The sequence below is a fragment of the Shewanella sp. ENK2 genome (genome assembly GCF_043568515.1).
Lineage (GTDB): Bacteria > Pseudomonadota > Gammaproteobacteria > Enterobacterales > Shewanellaceae > Shewanella > Shewanella japonica.
Genome location: NZ_CP171406.1, coordinates 2,010,305 through 2,027,579, shown reverse-complemented (window position 1 = coordinate 2,027,579; position 17,275 = coordinate 2,010,305). Strand labels below are relative to the sequence as shown.

At 42.0% G+C, this 17,275-nt stretch carries 11 protein-coding genes, 2 pseudogenes and 1 riboswitch; of the genes and pseudogenes, 4 read left to right on the top strand and 9 right to left on the bottom strand.

From position 1 onward, the window contains the following. Nucleotides 1-6 precede the first annotated feature (6 nt). Nucleotides 7-1,221, bottom strand: coding sequence for a lytic transglycosylase domain-containing protein (locus tag ACGEDC_RS09005; RefSeq protein WP_394497755.1), 1,215 nt, complete (start codon nucleotides 1,219-1,221; stop codon nucleotides 7-9). 587 nt (nucleotides 1,222-1,808) lie between these two features. Here ACGEDC_RS09005 and ACGEDC_RS09000 point away from each other — a divergent pair. Then, nucleotides 1,809-3,438, top strand: a pseudogene (locus ACGEDC_RS09000) (AbgT family transporter). Between the two features lie 83 nt (nucleotides 3,439-3,521). On the opposite strand, the gene ACGEDC_RS08995 reads toward ACGEDC_RS09000, so the two are convergent. From ACGEDC_RS08995 to ACGEDC_RS08980, 4 genes are all read right to left on the bottom strand, one after another. Then, nucleotides 3,522-3,983: a TlpA disulfide reductase family protein gene (locus tag ACGEDC_RS08995; protein WP_192023106.1), complete on the bottom strand. Its 462-nt coding sequence runs from the start codon at nucleotides 3,981-3,983 to the stop codon at nucleotides 3,522-3,524. A gap of 275 nt (nucleotides 3,984-4,258) precedes the next feature. Continuing rightward, nucleotides 4,259-7,420, bottom strand: coding sequence for an efflux RND transporter permease subunit (locus tag ACGEDC_RS08990; protein WP_394497753.1), 3,162 nt, complete (start codon nucleotides 7,418-7,420; stop codon nucleotides 4,259-4,261). Nucleotides 7,421-7,429: 9 nt separating this feature from the next. After that, on the bottom strand, nucleotides 7,430-8,575 hold the full coding sequence (locus ACGEDC_RS08985) for an efflux RND transporter periplasmic adaptor subunit (RefSeq protein ID WP_055026394.1): 1,146 nt from the start codon (nucleotides 8,573-8,575) through the stop codon (nucleotides 7,430-7,432). A 376-nt stretch (nucleotides 8,576-8,951) separates the two neighbouring features. Further along, nucleotides 8,952-10,043: an MBL fold metallo-hydrolase gene (locus ACGEDC_RS08980; RefSeq protein WP_394497751.1), complete on the bottom strand. Its 1,092-nt coding sequence runs from the start codon at nucleotides 10,041-10,043 to the stop codon at nucleotides 8,952-8,954. Between the two features lie 167 nt (nucleotides 10,044-10,210). On the opposite strand from ACGEDC_RS08980, the gene ACGEDC_RS08975 reads away from it, so the two are divergent. After that, complete coding sequence (locus ACGEDC_RS08975) at nucleotides 10,211-10,768, top strand: TetR/AcrR family transcriptional regulator (protein WP_394497749.1); 558 nt, start codon at nucleotides 10,211-10,213, stop codon at nucleotides 10,766-10,768. Between the two features lie 7 nt (nucleotides 10,769-10,775). Here the strand turns inward: ACGEDC_RS08975 and ACGEDC_RS08970 are convergent. Beyond that, a pseudogene (locus ACGEDC_RS08970) lies at nucleotides 10,776-11,464 on the bottom strand (DNA-3-methyladenine glycosylase I). Nucleotides 11,465-11,510: 46 nt separating this feature from the next. After that, nucleotides 11,511-12,065 carry a thioesterase family protein gene (locus ACGEDC_RS08965; protein WP_055026398.1) on the bottom strand — a complete coding sequence of 185 codons (555 nt, stop codon included), beginning with the start codon at nucleotides 12,063-12,065 and terminating at the stop codon, nucleotides 11,511-11,513. Between the two features lie 239 nt (nucleotides 12,066-12,304). Next, nucleotides 12,305-12,480, top strand: a riboswitch (FMN riboswitch). A 93-nt stretch (nucleotides 12,481-12,573) separates the two neighbouring features. Here ACGEDC_RS08965 and ribB point away from each other — a divergent pair. After that, on the top strand, nucleotides 12,574-13,230 hold the full coding sequence (gene ribB / locus ACGEDC_RS08960) for a 3,4-dihydroxy-2-butanone-4-phosphate synthase (protein ID WP_080914548.1): 657 nt from the start codon (nucleotides 12,574-12,576) through the stop codon (nucleotides 13,228-13,230). Nucleotides 13,231-13,311: 81 nt separating this feature from the next. Here the strand turns inward: ribB and ACGEDC_RS08955 are convergent, their stop codons facing one another. Together ACGEDC_RS08955 and prlC are read right to left on the bottom strand one after the other, a co-directional pair. Beyond that, entirely contained in the window at nucleotides 13,312-13,983 is a 672-nt protein-coding gene (locus tag ACGEDC_RS08955) for a flagellar brake protein (RefSeq protein WP_082972452.1), read from the bottom strand. 196 nt (nucleotides 13,984-14,179) lie between these two features. Further along, nucleotides 14,180-16,234 carry an oligopeptidase A gene (gene prlC, locus ACGEDC_RS08950; protein ID WP_080914547.1) on the bottom strand — a complete coding sequence of 685 codons (2,055 nt, stop codon included), beginning with the start codon at nucleotides 16,232-16,234 and terminating at the stop codon, nucleotides 14,180-14,182. A 296-nt stretch (nucleotides 16,235-16,530) separates the two neighbouring features. Here prlC and ACGEDC_RS08945 point away from each other — a divergent pair, with 296 nt between their 5' ends. Next, nucleotides 16,531-17,265: a hypothetical protein gene (locus ACGEDC_RS08945; RefSeq protein ID WP_394497745.1), complete on the top strand. Its 735-nt coding sequence runs from the start codon at nucleotides 16,531-16,533 to the stop codon at nucleotides 17,263-17,265. Nucleotides 17,266-17,275 lie beyond the last annotated feature (10 nt).

Below are 17,275 nucleotides of genomic sequence, written 5' to 3'. Positions count from 1 at the left end.
TTTCCTCTAACTTTGCAGTGCAGTGCGGTAACGTTTTAAGAGTATTTTGACTCGCTCTACATAGGCTTGGGTTTCAGGATAAGGCGGTATTCCTTGGTATTTCGTCACTGTTGTCGGTCCAGCATTATAGGCAGCACAGGCTAAATCAATATCGTTATCGAAGCGTTTAAGTAAATACGCTAAATACTGACTGCCTCCCCAAATATTTTGTTTAATATCATAGGCATCACTGACACCTAACTCTTTTGCCGTTGCTGGCATCAATTGCATTAACCCTATCGCCCCCACTTTTGAGCGCGCTTTGGCATTAAATGCAGATTCCGCATGGATCACTGCCCGTATCAAAGCAGGATCCAAGTCAAACTGCTCGGCAGCATCGCTGACAAAGTCGCTGTGTTTAGAAGCGAATAAGGGAATACGATGCCAATCAACTTGTGAGTTCACTTGGCAAGCAAAACAGTCGTAAAGTAAGACTTCAAAGTCCGCTGAGTCAGGCACAATATTTGAGAAAGTCGTAATCCCACCCAGCTCATATTGGTAGATTTTACGTTTGGGTTTATTACCGGTATTGAGGCTTTGATCGGAAAAAGAAGCGGTTTTTGATGGCTTAACCCACTTAGGCTTGCTCACGGATTTACTGGACGAAGATGGAGCAACGACCACCGCTGGTTGGGTGATAACTTTAGGTTGCAGCACTAGCATAGGTTTAGGTGATTCATCAGGCAGTGCCACAACTGCCGGATGGAGCACTTGCTGCTTTTTAGGTTTTAAGTATAAGCGGCTTTCAACATCTTGATTATCATCTTCTGCTGGCAGCACCACAATGGGCGCTAACAAAACTTGTCGTGACTTAGGTTTATCTTGATTGCTTAATGCAACTTGAGGCACTGACACCCGAGTCGGCTTATGTTGAGCTAGGGATGGTTGTAATTGTTTTTGTGCTTTGGTTTTGGTTTTGGTTTTGGTTTTGGTTTTGGTTTTGACGATAGCTTGATCTTGGATATCAGCAACAATATCTGTGTTATCCACAACTGAAGGCGAAAGCGTTTTTTGCGGTTTTAATGTAATGACTTCATCATTGGCATCGTTAGCTTGCATTGACACTTTGGCTTTTATCACAGCCTTAGATTCTGGAAGATAGGCACTGTTAGGATCTGCCAGTGCACTACCACACAACGCAGCAATGGCATATGTCACAACAGCCTTGTAAATTACACACACAATTTTATTCATTTTCTTATAATTATCTAATAAAACACATTATTTTAGTTTGTTTAAGCAGTGAATTTCTTGCCACTTTTTAATATCGAATCGCCCCACTAAAGCGTAAGGCTTACTGCTATCACTTCCCCATAATAGCCATATTTCAGTACAAAGTTCATCTTAGTAATACAATGAAGGTGTTTTTTTATTAGTCATTTTTTCACAACCTTGGCTAAAACCTGACAAAAATAAGGGTTAAAACCTTACAAAATGAATGCTTTACAAATAGCTACGACGAAATACTGATTAAGCAATAAAATCATGAACAAAAAATATCGTTTGTTTTTTTATTATTTAAAAACATAAAGCTAACCAAAAACAGCAGTGGGTGTTTTTTATACCCTCTTACAAAAAAATCATGGTTTAAATACCAATTTCAATTAAAATGAGTTGTCATTACGTTGCGTTGATTGAATAACTGTTGTTAAGTATTATTTATCAACTGTTTCATCGTTAATTTAAGCTTAATTTAAAATTTATCAGCTAGTCTGTAAGTTGGCAAAATCTCAAACTCATAATAAATAAGCCAAGCTAAAGGGAAGATCATGTCCGTTACTCCATCAAATACCACGCCGCCTAACAACGGGGCGCCACCAAGCAACACGCCACAAGATCTCGCTTCAAGTGGGGCTTTCGTAAAATTTCTTAATATTGTTGAACGTTTAGGTAATTTATTACCGCATCCAATCACCTTATTTGCCATGTTCTGTTTAGCGGTGATCGCACTCAGTGGCATAGCAGGTTACTTCGAACTCACCGTTGCAGACCCTAGGCCAATAGACAGTTCAGGCCGAAGTGAAGACGGACTCATTCACGTTGTCAGCCTAATGAATGCTGAAGGTTTGAGAATGATCGTCTCAAACTTGGTAACCAACTTCACCGGATTTACTCCATTAGGCACAGTGTTAGTCGCACTACTGGGTGTGGGGATTGCCGAACGTTCAGGTCTACTTTTCTGCAGCAATGCGTTTATTGGTCATGGGGGCATCAAAACGCCTTGTCACCTTAACCATTGTGTTTGCCGGTATCGTATCTAACACGGCCTCAGAGTTGGGATATGTGGTACTAATTCCAATGGCAGCCATGATATTTCACTCGCTTGGGCGTCACCCTTTAGCTGGTTTAGCAGCAGCCTTTGCTGGGGTATCAGGCGGTTACAGCGCTAACTTATTATTAGGCACGGTTGATCCTTTACTATCAGGGATTACTGAAGCTGCTGCGCAAATGATTGATCCTGACTATATCGTCGGCCCTGAAGTGAACTGGTACTTCATGTTTGTATCGACCTTCTTAATCACTGGGCTAGGCGCCATCGTGACTGAAAAAATCGTTGAGCCTAAGTTAGGCAAATACGATGTCTCTGAGGCTGCAGATGATCTATCTGAACAGCAGATGGATAAAGTCACTCAAACTGAAAAATATGCGTTAAAAATGGCGGGACTTTCTGTATTGGTTTTCTCAGCATTATTAGCGCTCACTATCTTGCCTGACTGGGGGGCTTTACGTAACCCTGAAACTGGCTTAGTTGCTGGTTCGCCTTTCTTAAAAGGGATTGTCGCTTTCATCTTTATTGGTTTTGCAATACCAGGCTTGGTGTACGGTAAAGTCGTCGGCACAATGAAGAAAGATACTGACGTGATTAATGCAATGTCACACAGTATGAGCACCATGGGCATGTATATTGTTCTTGTGTTCTTCGCCTCGCAGTTTGTTGCTTTCTTTAAGTGGACGAACTTAGGCGCTGTGCTTGCCGTGACAGGCGCGGATGCACTAAGCAGTATCGGCTTAACAGGGCCTTTAGTGTTTGTGTTATTTATTATGCTGTGTGGCGTGATTAACTTAATGCTAGGTAGTGCTTCTGCCCAATGGGCTGTGACAGCGCCGATTTTTGTTCCTATGCTGATGTTGGTAGGTTACGCACCAGAAACCATTCAAGCGGCATACCGAATCGGCGACTCAGTCACGAACTTGATTACCCCAATGATGAGTTACTTCGGGCTTATCCTTGCAGTAGCGAGTCGTTATAAGAAGGATTTAGGTATCGGCACACTCATCGCAACCATGTTGCCATACTCAATCGTGTTCTTTATCGGTTGGACCTTGTTCTTCTTCCTTTGGGTGTTCGTACTTGGCTTCCCGGTAGGCCCAGGTGCAGCGACTTACTACACGCCGTAATGACATAGGTTAAGCTAATAAATAAAAACCAGTAGCATATTTCGTGTTACTGGTTTTTTTATGTTCGCTCATCGCTTTATAAGCTATTTAGGTTGTAAAAGCTCAACCAATTCTTGTTCATATTGCTCGAGTTTATCCAAGTTAAACCCTGTATGCTGCTGCACTAACTCACCTTGGCGATTGAAGATAAAACTGCTTGGCATACCTTTAAGTGCAAATAGCCTTGCGACCTCACTATCTGGATCGTAACGAACGGTAAACTCAGCAGGAAAGTCTTGTAAAAACTGCTGTGCTAACGACAATTCAACATCTAAATTAATTGCCACTACAGCTAACCCTTGCTGTTGATATTTAGCATGCATTTGATTCATCCACGGAAACGACTTACGGCAAGGTCCGCACCATGAAGACCAAAAATCCACATAAACAACTTTACCTTCAAACTCATTCAAACTGACTTGCTCACCCAGTTCGTTTTGTACCATGTGTGTTAACGACGGCGCGGCGTTAACTTGATTCGATACTGTTATTGCAGCTATCAGCATAAAACTAAAGACCATTAACTTAACAGGCTGTGTGTTTGTCATATCTTTACTGTCCCTATATGCCGATGTCTATTCAGTTAACCCTCATAAAAATGACGACTTGCATCAATTGCTCGTATTGGCCACTTCTATCAATTAACGACTCGCTGTTGATAACTACGTTTATAGCCCATGCTAAAGATCAATGCGGCTCAATGTATCGCTATATTTTATGTTCGGACATAAAAAAGCCTGCTTGATGCAGGCTTTTAGTATGAACCAGTTAAGAGGGTTTATTAACTCTTATCTGATGTTTCAGTTTGTGCTTCCGCTTCTGGCGGCTTGTAACCTTTGCGCTCTTTCTTACTGAATATTTTCTCTACCACAACGAAGAATAGTGGAATTAAGAAGATACCAATAAAGGTTGAGCTCATCATGCCACCAAGTACACCTGTACCCAGTGCATTCTTACTACCTGAACCTACGCCGGTACTGATAGCAAGTGGCACAACACCTAAACCAAACGCTAACGAAGTCATTAGGATTGGACGTAAACGTACACGCACCGCATGCAGTGTTGCTTCAATCAAGCCAGCACCTTTTTCGTAGAATTCTTTAGCGAATTCTACAATTAAGATCGCATTCTTGGTCGCAAGCCCCACCGTCGTCAATAAGCCTACTTGGAAGAATACGTCATTAGGTAAACCACGGCCATTCATCGCAAGCAGTGCACCAATCACACCTAACGGTACGACTAGAATAACCGCAAATGGTACAGACCAACTTTCATATAGCGCTGCAAGTACTAAGAATACAACTAAGATAGATAAGGCATAGAGCGCTGGCGCTTGGTTACCTGATAATCTTTCTTCGTATGATAAACCGTTCCATTCGATACCGAATCCTGGTGGTAATTGCTTCACCATTTCTTCGAAATCTAGCATTGCATCACCTGTACTATAGCCAGGCATTGTCGCACCTTGGATATTGATTGCAGGTAAGCCATTAAAGCGTTGTAGCTGTGGTGAACCAAATTCCCATGTACCTGTTGTAAAGGCAGAGAATGGTACCATTTCACCTTCAGCATTTCGTACATACCACGTGTCTAAGTCGCTTGGTTGCATACGGTATTCAGCTTCACCCTGAACATATACTTTCTTCACACGACCACGGTCAATAAAGTCATTCACATATGACCCACCATAAGCGGTAGCCAGTACGCTGTTGACGTTATCAATATCAACACCTAAAGCACGAATTTTAGCTTGGTCAACATGGATCTCGTACATTGGTGCATCTTCTTGTCCATTAGGACGAACACCAACTAGGTTAGGGTTTTGTGCAGCCATACCTAATAACTGATTACGAGCATCAATCAAGGCTTCATGGCCCATACCACTACGATCTTGCAGGTACATATCGAAACCATTCGAGGTACCTAGCTCAATTACCGCTGGCGGTACAAATGCAAATATGAAGGCTTCTTTAATTTGCATGAAGCGACCCATTGCACGATTTGACAATGATTGAACATCTTGGCCTGGTTCAGTACGGTCAGCCCAATCTTCTAGACCAACGAATGAAATACCCATATTCTGACCAGAACCTGCGAAACTGAAGCCCGCAACACTGAATACAGATTTAACAGTGTCACCTTCTTCATTAAGGTAATAGTCACTCACTTCTTCCAGCACTTTAATGGTGCTTTCTTGTGTTGAGTTAGTCGGCAAAATAGTTTGAGTAAATAAGATACCTTGGTCTTCATCTGGTAAGAATGCCGTTGGCATGCGCATGAAAATCCAGCCAGTAGCAATCACCAATACAAGATAAACCCCCATCATACGAACCGTGCGCTTCAAGATAGCAGCAACACTCGCTTCATAACGCGATGTTAGCTTGTCAAAGCTTCGGTTAAACCAACCAAAGAAACCCGTTTTAATGTGAGTATGGCCTTTTGGAATAGGCTTAAGCATGGTCGCACATAATGCTGGGGTTAAAATCATCGCAATCAATACAGATAGCGCCATTGCAGACACAATCGTGATTGAGAACTGACGATAAATCACACCCGTAGAACCTGACATAAATGCCATTGGAACGAATACAGCAGATAGGGTTAAACCAATACCAATCAAGGCGCCGGTAATTTGATCCATCGACTTACGAGTCGCTTCAAGCGGGCTTAATCCCTCTTCGGACATCACCCGCTCAACGTTTTCCACCACAACAATGGCGTCATCCACCAGTAGACCAATCGCCAGTACCATCGCAAACATGGTTAAGGTGTTAATCGAGAAGCCTGTGGCCGATAAAATAGCAAAAGTACCCAGCAGCACCACAGGTACAGCAATTGTCGGAATCAATGTTGCTCTGAAGTTCTGTAGGAACAGATACATAATCAAGAACACTAAGATAACCGCTTCAACTAGCGTATGAACCACACCTTCAATTGACTTCTCAACGAACGGAGTCGTGTCATATGGATAGTAAATTTCTAAGCTATCAGGGAAGTAAGCTTGTAATTCAGCGAGTTTTTCACGTACGTTATCAGCAGTTTCAAGTGCGTTTGCACCTGTTGCTAATTGAATACCAATACCTGCAGCAGGTTTACCATTGAAGAAAGACTCAACCGAATAACTTTCAGAGCCTAGCTCAACACGAGCCACATCATTCAAATAAACGTTAGCACCTGAAGAATCAGACTTAAGGATAATCTCACGGAATTGTTCAGGCGTTTGCAAACGACTTTGCGCCGTCACTGTCGCATTCAATTCTTGACCTGCAATGGATGGCGCACCACCTAATTGACCAGCAGAAATTTGCGCATTCTGCTCTTGAATTGCCGCCATAACATCAATACTAGTTAAGTTGTATTGCGTTAGTTTTAACGGGTCAAGCCAGATTCGCATCGCATATTGCGCACCGAAAAGCTGAATTTCACCAACACCAGCAACACGACTTAACGGGTCTTGAATGTTAGCAGCAACATAATCGGCAATATCGGTCTTTTGTAGCGAGTCATCTTCAGATACGAACGCTGCAACCATTAAGAAGCCAGCACTAGACTTAACAACGTTAACCCCTTGCGACTGTACTTCTTGTGGTAACAAAGTCATTGCTGCTTGCAACTTGTTTTGTACCTGAACCTGAGCAATATCTGGATCGGCTTCAGCATTGAAAGTTAAGGTAATAGTCGCATTACCAAAGCTATCACTGCTAGACGAAATATAGCGTAAGTGGTCAATACCTGTCATACGCTGCTCAATAACCTGAGTTACCGTGTCTTCCATGGTTTTTGCTGAAGCACCAGGGTAAAACGCAGTAATCTCAACGGTTGGCGGCGCAATCGTCGGGTACTGTGCGACAGGTAGGTCTTTAATCGCTAAGACCCCTGCCAACATAATTAAGATTGAGATCACCCAAGCAAAAATAGGGCGATCGATAAAGAAACGAGCCATAACGTTACCCTATTTAGTTGCTGGAGTGGCAGATAAAACTTGTGGTGTCACGACTGCGCCAGGACGGATTTTTTGCAAGCCATCAACAATCAGTTTATCACCCGCTTGTAATCCGTCAGTCACACGCCATTGGTGGTTTATGACTTCAGCAGTAGTCACAATGCGTGTCTCTACTTTGTTTTCTGCACCAACTACCATAGCAACAGCTTGGCCTTTGGTGTTTCGTGTCAGCGCTTTTTGAGGAACTAAAATCGCTTTTGGATCTTGCCCTGCATTAAGAATTGCACGTACATACATACCAGGTAATAACACGCCATCTGGATTCGGGAACTCAGCTCGTAGTGTCACAGAACCTGTTGCTTCATCCACACTCACTTCGGCGAATTGCAATGTACCTGTTTGCTCATAAGTCGACCCATCTTCAAGAATCAACTTCACTTCAGCATTCTCGCTTTGCTGTAGCTTGCCAGCTTTCAACTTGGCCTTTAAACGCAGTAATTGCGCGCTTGATTGAGCAATATCAACATTGATTGGATCAAGCTGCTGAATTTTAGCTAAGGTGTCAGACTGGTTAGCTGTTACCAAAGCGCCTGGAGTTACACTTGATTTACCAATACGACCTGAAATTGGTGCTTTAACTTCAGTGTATTCAAGGTTAATGTTTGCTGTGTTAATTGCCGCTTTAGCTACCGTTACATTGGCAATCGCTTCTTTATAAGCCGCATCTGCTTCATCAAAATCTTGTTTACTAATCGCATTGGTTTGTACCAATGCAGCATAACGATCAGCTGTCGCTTTAGCCGACGCTAAAGACGCATTTGCACTTGCTAAATCAGCTTCTGCGCTAATCAGCGCCGCTTTATATGTTGCTGAATCGATTTGATATAGTGATTGGCCAGCTTCAACGTCCTTACCTTCAACAAAACCACGGTTCGTGATAATGCCAGAGACTTGTGGACGCACTTCAGCTTCCAAAAATGCACGACTACGACCAGGTAACTCAACATGAATAGCTTGAGATTGCTCAGTCACACTCAACACGCCAACTGGAACGGGTGGTGCTTCTTGCGGGGCCTGAGCCTTTTGGGCTTGACCACATGCTGTAATCCATAAAGCCGCAGTGATAACTGAGGCTATTTTCAGTGCTTTATGCATGACTGTTCTTACTCCTAATGACATCATCAGTAACCTTACGCTTCATTACGTAACGATTGCTAAATAGCGATAATCCTAACGTTTAAATTGACTAAACTTTATGGGCACTGTTATCGCATACCCATGTGAACTCAACAACCACTTAAAATATTATAAATTGTAAACAAATAATAAGTTTTGCGGCTTTGTTTCAAGCTTGTTAACAAGGCTGTGCTAACAAAAATTAAACAGCCTTAAATGTTACTATAACGTTACAACTGAATGAGTTAAAAAACTCCAATATACAACATAACGTTAAAAAAAATGCATATGAAATAGTATTTTATTTGGTTTATTGTAGGTGAAACCAGATATTTTTCTATCTCTTAGCAAAAAATTATTGAGATTGTAAAATCCATTCATCATTCGATAGCATCTCACGCCACCAAGCCTGTGTTTTTTGCGGTGAGGCGACATTAACCGGCTCTCCGAAAACGGGAGTAATCACTGACACATTGGCCTGTTCGCCTAAGTCGCTAATCCACTCTAAAGGTTCAAACCAATCATGTAGCGCCAAGTCAAAGGTGCCATTATGAATTGGCATCAACACACTGCTTTCAAATTCAGAACCATTTAAATCAATATGCGCCTGCAGGCTTTGTTCAGGCATCATGTGGATCTGACTCCACATTTCATTATAGGCGCCAGTTTCAATCATCGTGATATCAAAAGGCCCATAACGTTCTCCAATTTCTTTAAAACCTGAAAAATATCCGCCATCACCACTGAAAAATAGATTGCTGTTAGTACCTTTAATAACCCAACTTGCCCACAACGTTGTATCACGATCACGTAATCCACGACCTGAAAAATGCTGTGCAGGTGTTGCCGCTAAGGTTAGCTCTCCAATAGTGAGCTCTTGCCACCAAGAAAGCTGACTGACTTTACTCGGCTCAACACCCCATTCAATTAAATAATCGCCCACCTTTTCGGGCGTGACAAAATGCTCCACTTTATCGCTTAGTTCAGTAATGGCTGATTTATCAAGGTGATCATAATGATCATGACTAATGATAACCGCTTTGATTGGCGGTAATTGCTCAATACTGATCGGCGATTGATGAAAACGCTTAGGCCCAGCCCACTGTACTGGCGAAGCACGCTGACTGAATACAGGGTCTAACAGGATATAGTCACCATCAAGACGAATAAGTATCGTTGAATGACCTAGACGAAAGAGCTGATCTTCATTACTAAAGCTTAAACTCGTTGCCGTTATTGGTTGTACAGGTACCTCAACCACAGGAGCAGGGTGTAAACGTTTGGTGGTCATGTAGCTTTTAGCGATATTCCAAATATCACTGAAGCCTGATTGGTATTGAATATCGGTATTTTCAAATTTAACAGCGTCAGTTTTATCAGCTGCAAAAAATGATTTAATTGAAAAAGCCATCACCAATACCCCCACCAAAATCAAAAAATATTTCATCTTAAAACCCAAAAGTAAACTGCACGGTGCAGTTTATTAAAATATGATTGAAAAGTAAACTACCCAGTGTAGAATGTCTCGAGATTTACATTACGAGTAAAAACCATGCCGACTGAAAAAATGACTTTGAGCCAAAAAAACGTGCTGCCATCATCAACGCAGCCAAAGTGACCTTCACTGAATTTGGTGTTGCAGCAACCAGTATGGACAAGCTGGCCGAAGTTGCCGGCGTGTCTAAGCGCACGGTTTACAATCACTTTGCCACGAAAGAAGCGATTGTTATGAACTTAATGGCTGATCTATGGGACCGCTCTTTCAAACATAATGTTGCAGAATACCAAAGCAATACACCTTTGCTTGAGCAGTTATCGGAAGTGGTATTTAAAGAAATCAATTTTATCAGTAGCCATGAATACATAGAGCTGACACGTATGGCTATTGGGCATTTTTTCTATACACCAGAGTCCATGAACCAAGAGTTTCAACGTGTTAAAAAGCAAGAAAGCGCCACAATGCGCTGGATAAGAGCAGCCATGGCCGACAAAAAGATTTCAGTCACTAATGAGGAATTGGCGCTACAGCAAATACATAGCTTGATTAAAGGAAGTTGTTTTTGGCCTCAAGTCATGCAATTTGCTGACAGACTTAACCATGATGAGCAACAAGAAATAGCCAATGAAGTCGCCAAGATGTTTTTGTGTCGCTATCAAAACGCATCAACTTAGCCCGTAGTTAGACGCGATTGTCACCCACACCTAATGAAATGATACGGCTGATTTGAGCTTGGCTTAAGCCAGACTCTTGTTGCCAATGGTTAAACGCAGCTTGCGCCTGTCTTAGCGCAGTTTGAGAGGTAAATCCTGCATCAACGACCTTGTTGGCTTTTAAATAAGATTGCACATCATTGGTCAATAAAAAGGTATCTTTACCAACCGTGCGCAAAAAATAAGGCCCAGTATTCCCCCTAAGCGACTGCCTTTTTTCTTCAGCACTTGCCAAAGCCCAGTAATGTCATCTTCTGGCCAGTTAGCAATAAACTCTGCAAAGCTGCCATGCTCTGCTGCCAATTGTTGCACCATATAAGCATTATCAACAATGGATTGGGTTTTCTTTTGATGACGGATAAGCGTGGCATCTGTGGCACGCTCTTGAATTTGATCAGGAGACAACATTAACACTTTAAAAGGCTCAAAGTTAAAGAAGGCTTCTTCATAAACAGGCCATTTATTCTCAACCACTCGCCAAACAAAGCCACTTTGAAACACTTGCTTGCTCATTGCAGATAACAATTGGGCATCGGTAAATTGCCCAATCTCATCAGCATCTAATGTTTGCGGCATTAATAAGCCTAGCGCTTTAGCACCACCTTTACGTTCGGCTGCGCGGTCAAAAATATCGCTAAACTTCTCTAATGTGGCCACTTAGGTTACCTACTCAATACATTATTATCTTTAGATATAATAACGTTTACGAAGCTAAACTCAATTTAGGAGCAAGGTTTTGGTCTTTCTTAACTTGTAAAAATTCTTTCCACTTAACCAGCTCCGGAGGCATAGCGGGTGTCGGCCCTTCATAGCCCGCTGCAGCAACTAAATCAGTAATCGGAACTTGTTTACCCTTACAAATAAACACGCCACGTACATGCATGATGCAATGTAAGCCTCTTGCGGTAACAAAGCGTTGTTCAATATAAAAATATTTCTCATCCCACCCAACAATGCGAGTTTCGATTTCAAATTTTTCCATCGGTTTGATATCACGGAAAAAAGTAAACTCTGATGCATTCACAATAGGCAGCCATTTCAGCTTCAGAAATTTCTGCATTAGGCCCATTTCTGCAATCATATGAGTACGAGCAAGATCCATAAACGCAGGATAACGAGAGTTGGTTAAATGCATATTGATGTCGCAATCTAGCGGCAATGCACGGTAACTAATACGGCTGGTATCTAAAAAACCAATTTTTTTAGCTTGGCGATTACGCCACAACATCAACCAAATGAGACGAAAATATAAATTCATATACTGCTTACTCCTTATGAACGCATCAGGCTAACAGAGGTCATACCAGCTATCAAGTCCACTCACTAAATTAACAAATCATTAAATAGAACAACTTATACGAAAATGTCTCCGCCAAAGTTCAGCCACCTTAATGATAGAAATATTTATGAACTCTGAGTGCCTTATCACTTTTTAAATCCAAACTTTTGGCTTACCATGACGGCGCTGTTTAGCACATAGGGTGTTAAGCAGGTTATTTTAATTCTCAGGGCGGGGCGAAATTCCCCACCGGCGGTGATGTTAACTTACCCTAATGTAAACTTAACTAAGCCCGCGAGCGCTCGATTCGTCGAGGTCAGCAGATTTGGTGATGTAGATGTAATGTCTACGATTCCAGAGCCGACGGTTATAGTCCGGATGAGAGAGAATAGAAATACGCCAGTGAGCATTGTGCTTGCTGGTGTATTTCGGTTGGCGTAAAAACCCTCTTTAAAGCCCTGATTCTGGTATTTTTTAGGAGTTAACCATGAATCAGCTATCACTACTTTCGCCATTTGGCGATCCTATCGAACGTGTCGAAAAAGCCTTATCTGCTTTACGAGAAGGTAACGGCGTATTATTGCTAGATGATGAAGATCGCGAAAATGAAGGCGATATTATTTATTCAGCAGAGCACCTCACCAGTCAACAAATGGCATTAATGATCCGTGAATGCAGCGGCATTGTGTGTTTATGTTTAACAGATGAGCAAGCCAACAAGCTAGAACTGCCGCCAATGGTGGCGGATAACAATAGCGCTAATCAAACGGCTTTTACCGTATCCATTGAAGCTAAAGAAGGCGTGACCACGGGCGTTTCAGCTCAAGACCGCGTGACAACAGTTAAAACTGCCACGGCAGTTGACGCTAAAGCATCTGATTTGGCTCGCCCAGGACATGTGTTCCCACTTCGTGCACGTGCTGGCGGCGTTATGTCACGTCGCGGTCACACTGAAGGTACGGTAGATTTAATGCAAATGGCAGGGCTACAACCAGCTGGCGTACTATGCGAAGTCACTAACGAAGATGGCACTATGGCAAAAGCCCCTGAAATAGTCGCCTTCGGCCTTAAGCATAATATGCCAGTACTGACGATTGAAGATATGGTGATGTATCGTCAGCAATATGAGTTGAAACTAGCGTAAGTTTATATCAATAGTATATCGACAAAAAAGCGACTGTTATCAGTCGCTTTTTTATAATCTGAATCTGAGTTCACCCCTGCATTACAAATCAATATATAGCTGAGTCAGTAATGTTTTGACTTGCTCATCATCATTTTCAAACTGAATACCAACATTCACTTTGCCATGCTCAAACCGGCTATTGCACACCTTGGCAGAAATATAAATATCTTCGTTATTGGTATTACGAATGGTGACTGTGATGTCTTTTTGGCTCACTTTCACTTTAGGGTTGTCAGCTTTAAAGACGAAACCGCAACCTTTTATAGAAATATCAGAAATAATACCTCTTAACTGAGAACCATGAGCGGTGTCGTTTTCACCTTTGGCTTGAATCATTGCTGGCAAATGGGTGGTATAACGTTGATGGGTGCGTAACTGACGGTTTTCTATCTGCTTAGGGTACGACAGAAAAATAAACTTTTCTGGAATTTTAGTGATATTGCGAATAATCGATTTAAATGCATAACATTCGCCTTGCTGACCTTCTAGCAAGTAACGAACAACCACACCATTACCTTCAACGAACACATCTTTATAATTGTTCATTTGCTGCGGAGCAGGATGTTTTAAAATGATATATTTACCCAATTCATAGCCTACCAAAGTGGCTTTAATTCTGAATTTGACTGGGAAATCAATTTGTAAATCTACGGTTCTGCCCGGAGTTAAGGTGAAGAATACTGGCTCTTCTGGAGATGCTTGCTCTGTCAAAGTACGAGTCCGTTCAAATTATGCTATCGATAACATAGTAATGTAACTTTACTGAATTAATAAGTTCATTAGCAAAATTAATTGACCTAAGTAGCATAAAGACAAAAAAGGCACCCTTGAGGTGCCTTTTATCATTTAATTTTTGCGGTTCCTAAACAATCACTTATAACAGTGTGCTTGTTTATTTCTCACAAGATTACGCATTAATGCCTGAATGACGTAATAGCGCATCAGTATTTGGCTCACGCCCCATAAAGCGCACAAATAAGGTCATAGGTTCTTCACTGCCCCCCATTTCAAGGATGTTGTTAAGGAAGCTTTTGCCTGTTTCTGGGTTAAAGATCCCTTCATCTTCGAAACGAGAAAATGCATCTGCTGATAACACTTCTGCCCATTTATAGCTGTAGTAACCAGCTGCATAGCCACCAGCAAAAATGTGTGCAAAACCATGTTGAAAACGGTTAAAAGCAGGCGGTACATTCACAGCAACTTGGCTACGAACTTCATCTAAGATACCTTGAATATCAGCGCCTTTCTCAGCATCAAACTCATGATGCATTCTAAAATCAAACAACGAAAATTCTAACTGACGAAGCATCATCATGCCTGACTGGAAATTCTTAGCCGCTAGCATCTTGTCTAATAAGGCTTTAGGCAAAGGCTCACCCGTTTCAAAATGCCCCGAGATCTCAGCTAATGCCTCTTCTTGCCAGCACCAGTTTTCCATAAATTGACTAGGTAACTCTACGGCATCCCAAGGCACACCGTTAATCCCAGCAACACCACCGACTTCAATTTTAGTCAACATGTGGTGAATACCATGACCAAACTCATGGAATAGGGTTGTCACTTCATCATGAGTAAAGAGCGCTGGTTTGCCATCAACTGGACCATTGAAGTTACAGGTTAAGTAGGCAACTGGCTTTTGCAGACCATTGCTTGTTACACGGCGGCCACGGCAATCATCCATCCATGCCCCACCTCGTTTACCACTGCGTGCATATAAATCTAAGTAGAAGCTACCACGATGCACGTTATCCGCATCGTAAATATGGAAGAAACGCACATCATCATGCCACTTATCAAAACCATGTTGCTCTTCAATGGTTAAACCAAATAAGCGTGACACAGTGTAGAACAAACCTGATAAGACCTTGTCTTCTGGGAAGTATGGACGTAATAACTCTTGTGACACTTCATACTTATGCTGTTGTAGCTTTTCAGCATAAAAACTCAAATCCCACGACGCCATCTCTGTCACGCCAAACTCAGCTTTAGCAAAGGCTTTAAGCTCTGCTAGCTCGGCTTTACCTTGCTCTTTTGAACGCAAGGCTAATTCATTTAAAAACGATAATACTTGGCTAGGATCATTCGCCATCTTAGTTGCTAATGATTTATCAGCATAGCTATCAAAACCCAGTAGGTTAGCAAGCTCATGACGCAGTGCTAGGATTTCGTCCATGTTGGCACTGTTATCAAACTCGCCCGCATTCGGGCCTTGATCTGACGCTCGAGTGACAAATGCACGGTAGCACTCTTCACGCAGCTCACGGTTTTCACTGTAGGTCATCACGGGTAAGTAAGATGGGAAATCTAGCGTAAATAACCAACCTTGTTTTTCTTGCGCTTCAGCCATCGCCTTGGCTGCTGCAATCGCAGAGTCTGGTAAGCCTGCTAGCTCAGTTTCATCAGTAATCAATTTAGTCCACGCTTGCGTGGCATCTAATAACTGATTAGAAAAACTGCTAGTCAGTTCAGAAAGGCGTTTTACAATTTCGCCATATCGGATTTTTTGCTGTTCATCGAGTCCAATGCCCGACAACTCAAAGTCACGAAGGCTTTGAGTTAATAATGTTTTTTGTGCCGTAGACAGCGTATCAAACGCCGCCGACTCTTGAATGGATTTGTAGGCTTGATACAAGCCTTGGTGCTGGCCAACAAACGTACCGTATTCAGATAATAACGGCAGGCAAGCATCATGAGCTTCACGCCATTCATCAGTGCTGGTCACAGAATTCATGTGTGATACAGGCGACCAAATTTTACTGAGCTGATCGTCCACTTCTTCTAATGGCTCAATTAAGTTTTCCCATGAATATGTGCTGTTTTCAGCTAAGACTTCATCAATTTTACTGCGACATTGAGCAATAGCATGTTCTACAGCTGGTTGAATGTGCTCCGCTTTAATTTTCGAAAACTGCGGAAGCTCGCTCTGCTCGAGTAAAGGATTATCTAGCAATGTATTGCTCATAGGTGATTCCTCGGGGAAATAGGGTAATTGTGGCCTTTATCCATTAATAAGGGCAACAAGCTGTAAATTCAAGTCTATAGCAGTTTTGAGCTCACCGATTTGGTATTGTCTATACACTAAACACGTATATTAAAATAAGCTTAAAAAACGTGAGTAAACACCCAGATTTTTTTACGCAAACTTTACACTGAAGATATTGACAACTCGATCGCAAATCTAACTCGTTATCATTTCCAAAAAATGTTTTTCAGGTATTCTCCTTTATTGAATATATGATTTTGAGAAAGGTTGTCGAAATGCGAACTAAATTATCCCCTTTATTAGTGACAACTCTAAGCATGATATCAACATACCTAACCACATCGTTTCATGCCCATGCCGAAGACCTTAGTTTTGGCGTTGCTTTAGGTTGGGATTCAAAATACATCTCGGAAGGGCGCAACAATCTAGAAAGTGGTGGCATATATTCTGGTGCTGCTGCAGTATCTACAGGTGATTTAACAGCATATGCAGCTGTAATCAGAGGCGATTCAACGCATTACATTGAATATAATTGGGGGCTTGAGTATGAACTTCACCTCCATGACAATCTAGAAACCATTATAGGTTATCAACGCCTTGAGTTTTACGGCGATGAACGCGCTAACGACAACGAGTTTTTTGCTGAGATGACTTATACCGCCGTTGAATGGTTAGTCCCTTCTGTTGCTTATACCTATTCAACGCAAGCTGGCGGCTACTTTGTTGAAGTGAGCCTCCATAGCCCTTGGCAACTCAGTGAGCGATTTACTGTCACGCCATATATTACCCAAGGATTTGATTTTCAATATGCAACTGAAGAGCATAATGGGGCAAACCATTTCCAAATGGGAATTGAAGCCAATTATGAAATTTCAGATAACCTTGCTCTTAGTGCTCAATTCAGCCATGTCATCGCCATGGATGATATTAAACAAGAGGCGAAAGCAGAAGGTTATACAGGGAGTTTAGACGAAAGCTTTGGTGGCATTTACTTAACTTGGCGCTTTTAATTATCAGTAA

Coding starts and splice junctions, on each gene's coding strand:
- ACGEDC_RS08980 (WP_394497751.1), bottom strand. CDS start 10,043: ATGAAATATTTTTTGATTTTGGTGGGGGTATTGGTGATGGCTTTTTCA.
- ACGEDC_RS08965 (WP_055026398.1), bottom strand. CDS start 12,065: ATGAATTTATATTTTCGTCTCATTTGGTTGATGTTGTGGCGTAATCGC.
- ribB (WP_080914548.1), top strand. CDS start 12,574: ATGAATCAGCTATCACTACTTTCGCCATTTGGCGATCCTATCGAACGT.
- ACGEDC_RS08985 (WP_055026394.1), bottom strand. CDS start 8,575: ATGCATAAAGCACTGAAAATAGCCTCAGTTATCACTGCGGCTTTATGG.
- ACGEDC_RS08990 (WP_394497753.1), bottom strand. CDS start 7,420: ATGGCTCGTTTCTTTATCGATCGCCCTATTTTTGCTTGGGTGATCTCA.
- prlC (WP_080914547.1), bottom strand. CDS start 16,234: ATGAGCAATACATTGCTAGATAATCCTTTACTCGAGCAGAGCGAGCTT.
- ACGEDC_RS08995 (WP_192023106.1), bottom strand. CDS start 3,983: ATGCTGATAGCTGCAATAACAGTATCGAATCAAGTTAACGCCGCGCCG.
- ACGEDC_RS08945 (WP_394497745.1), top strand. CDS start 16,531: ATGCGAACTAAATTATCCCCTTTATTAGTGACAACTCTAAGCATGATA.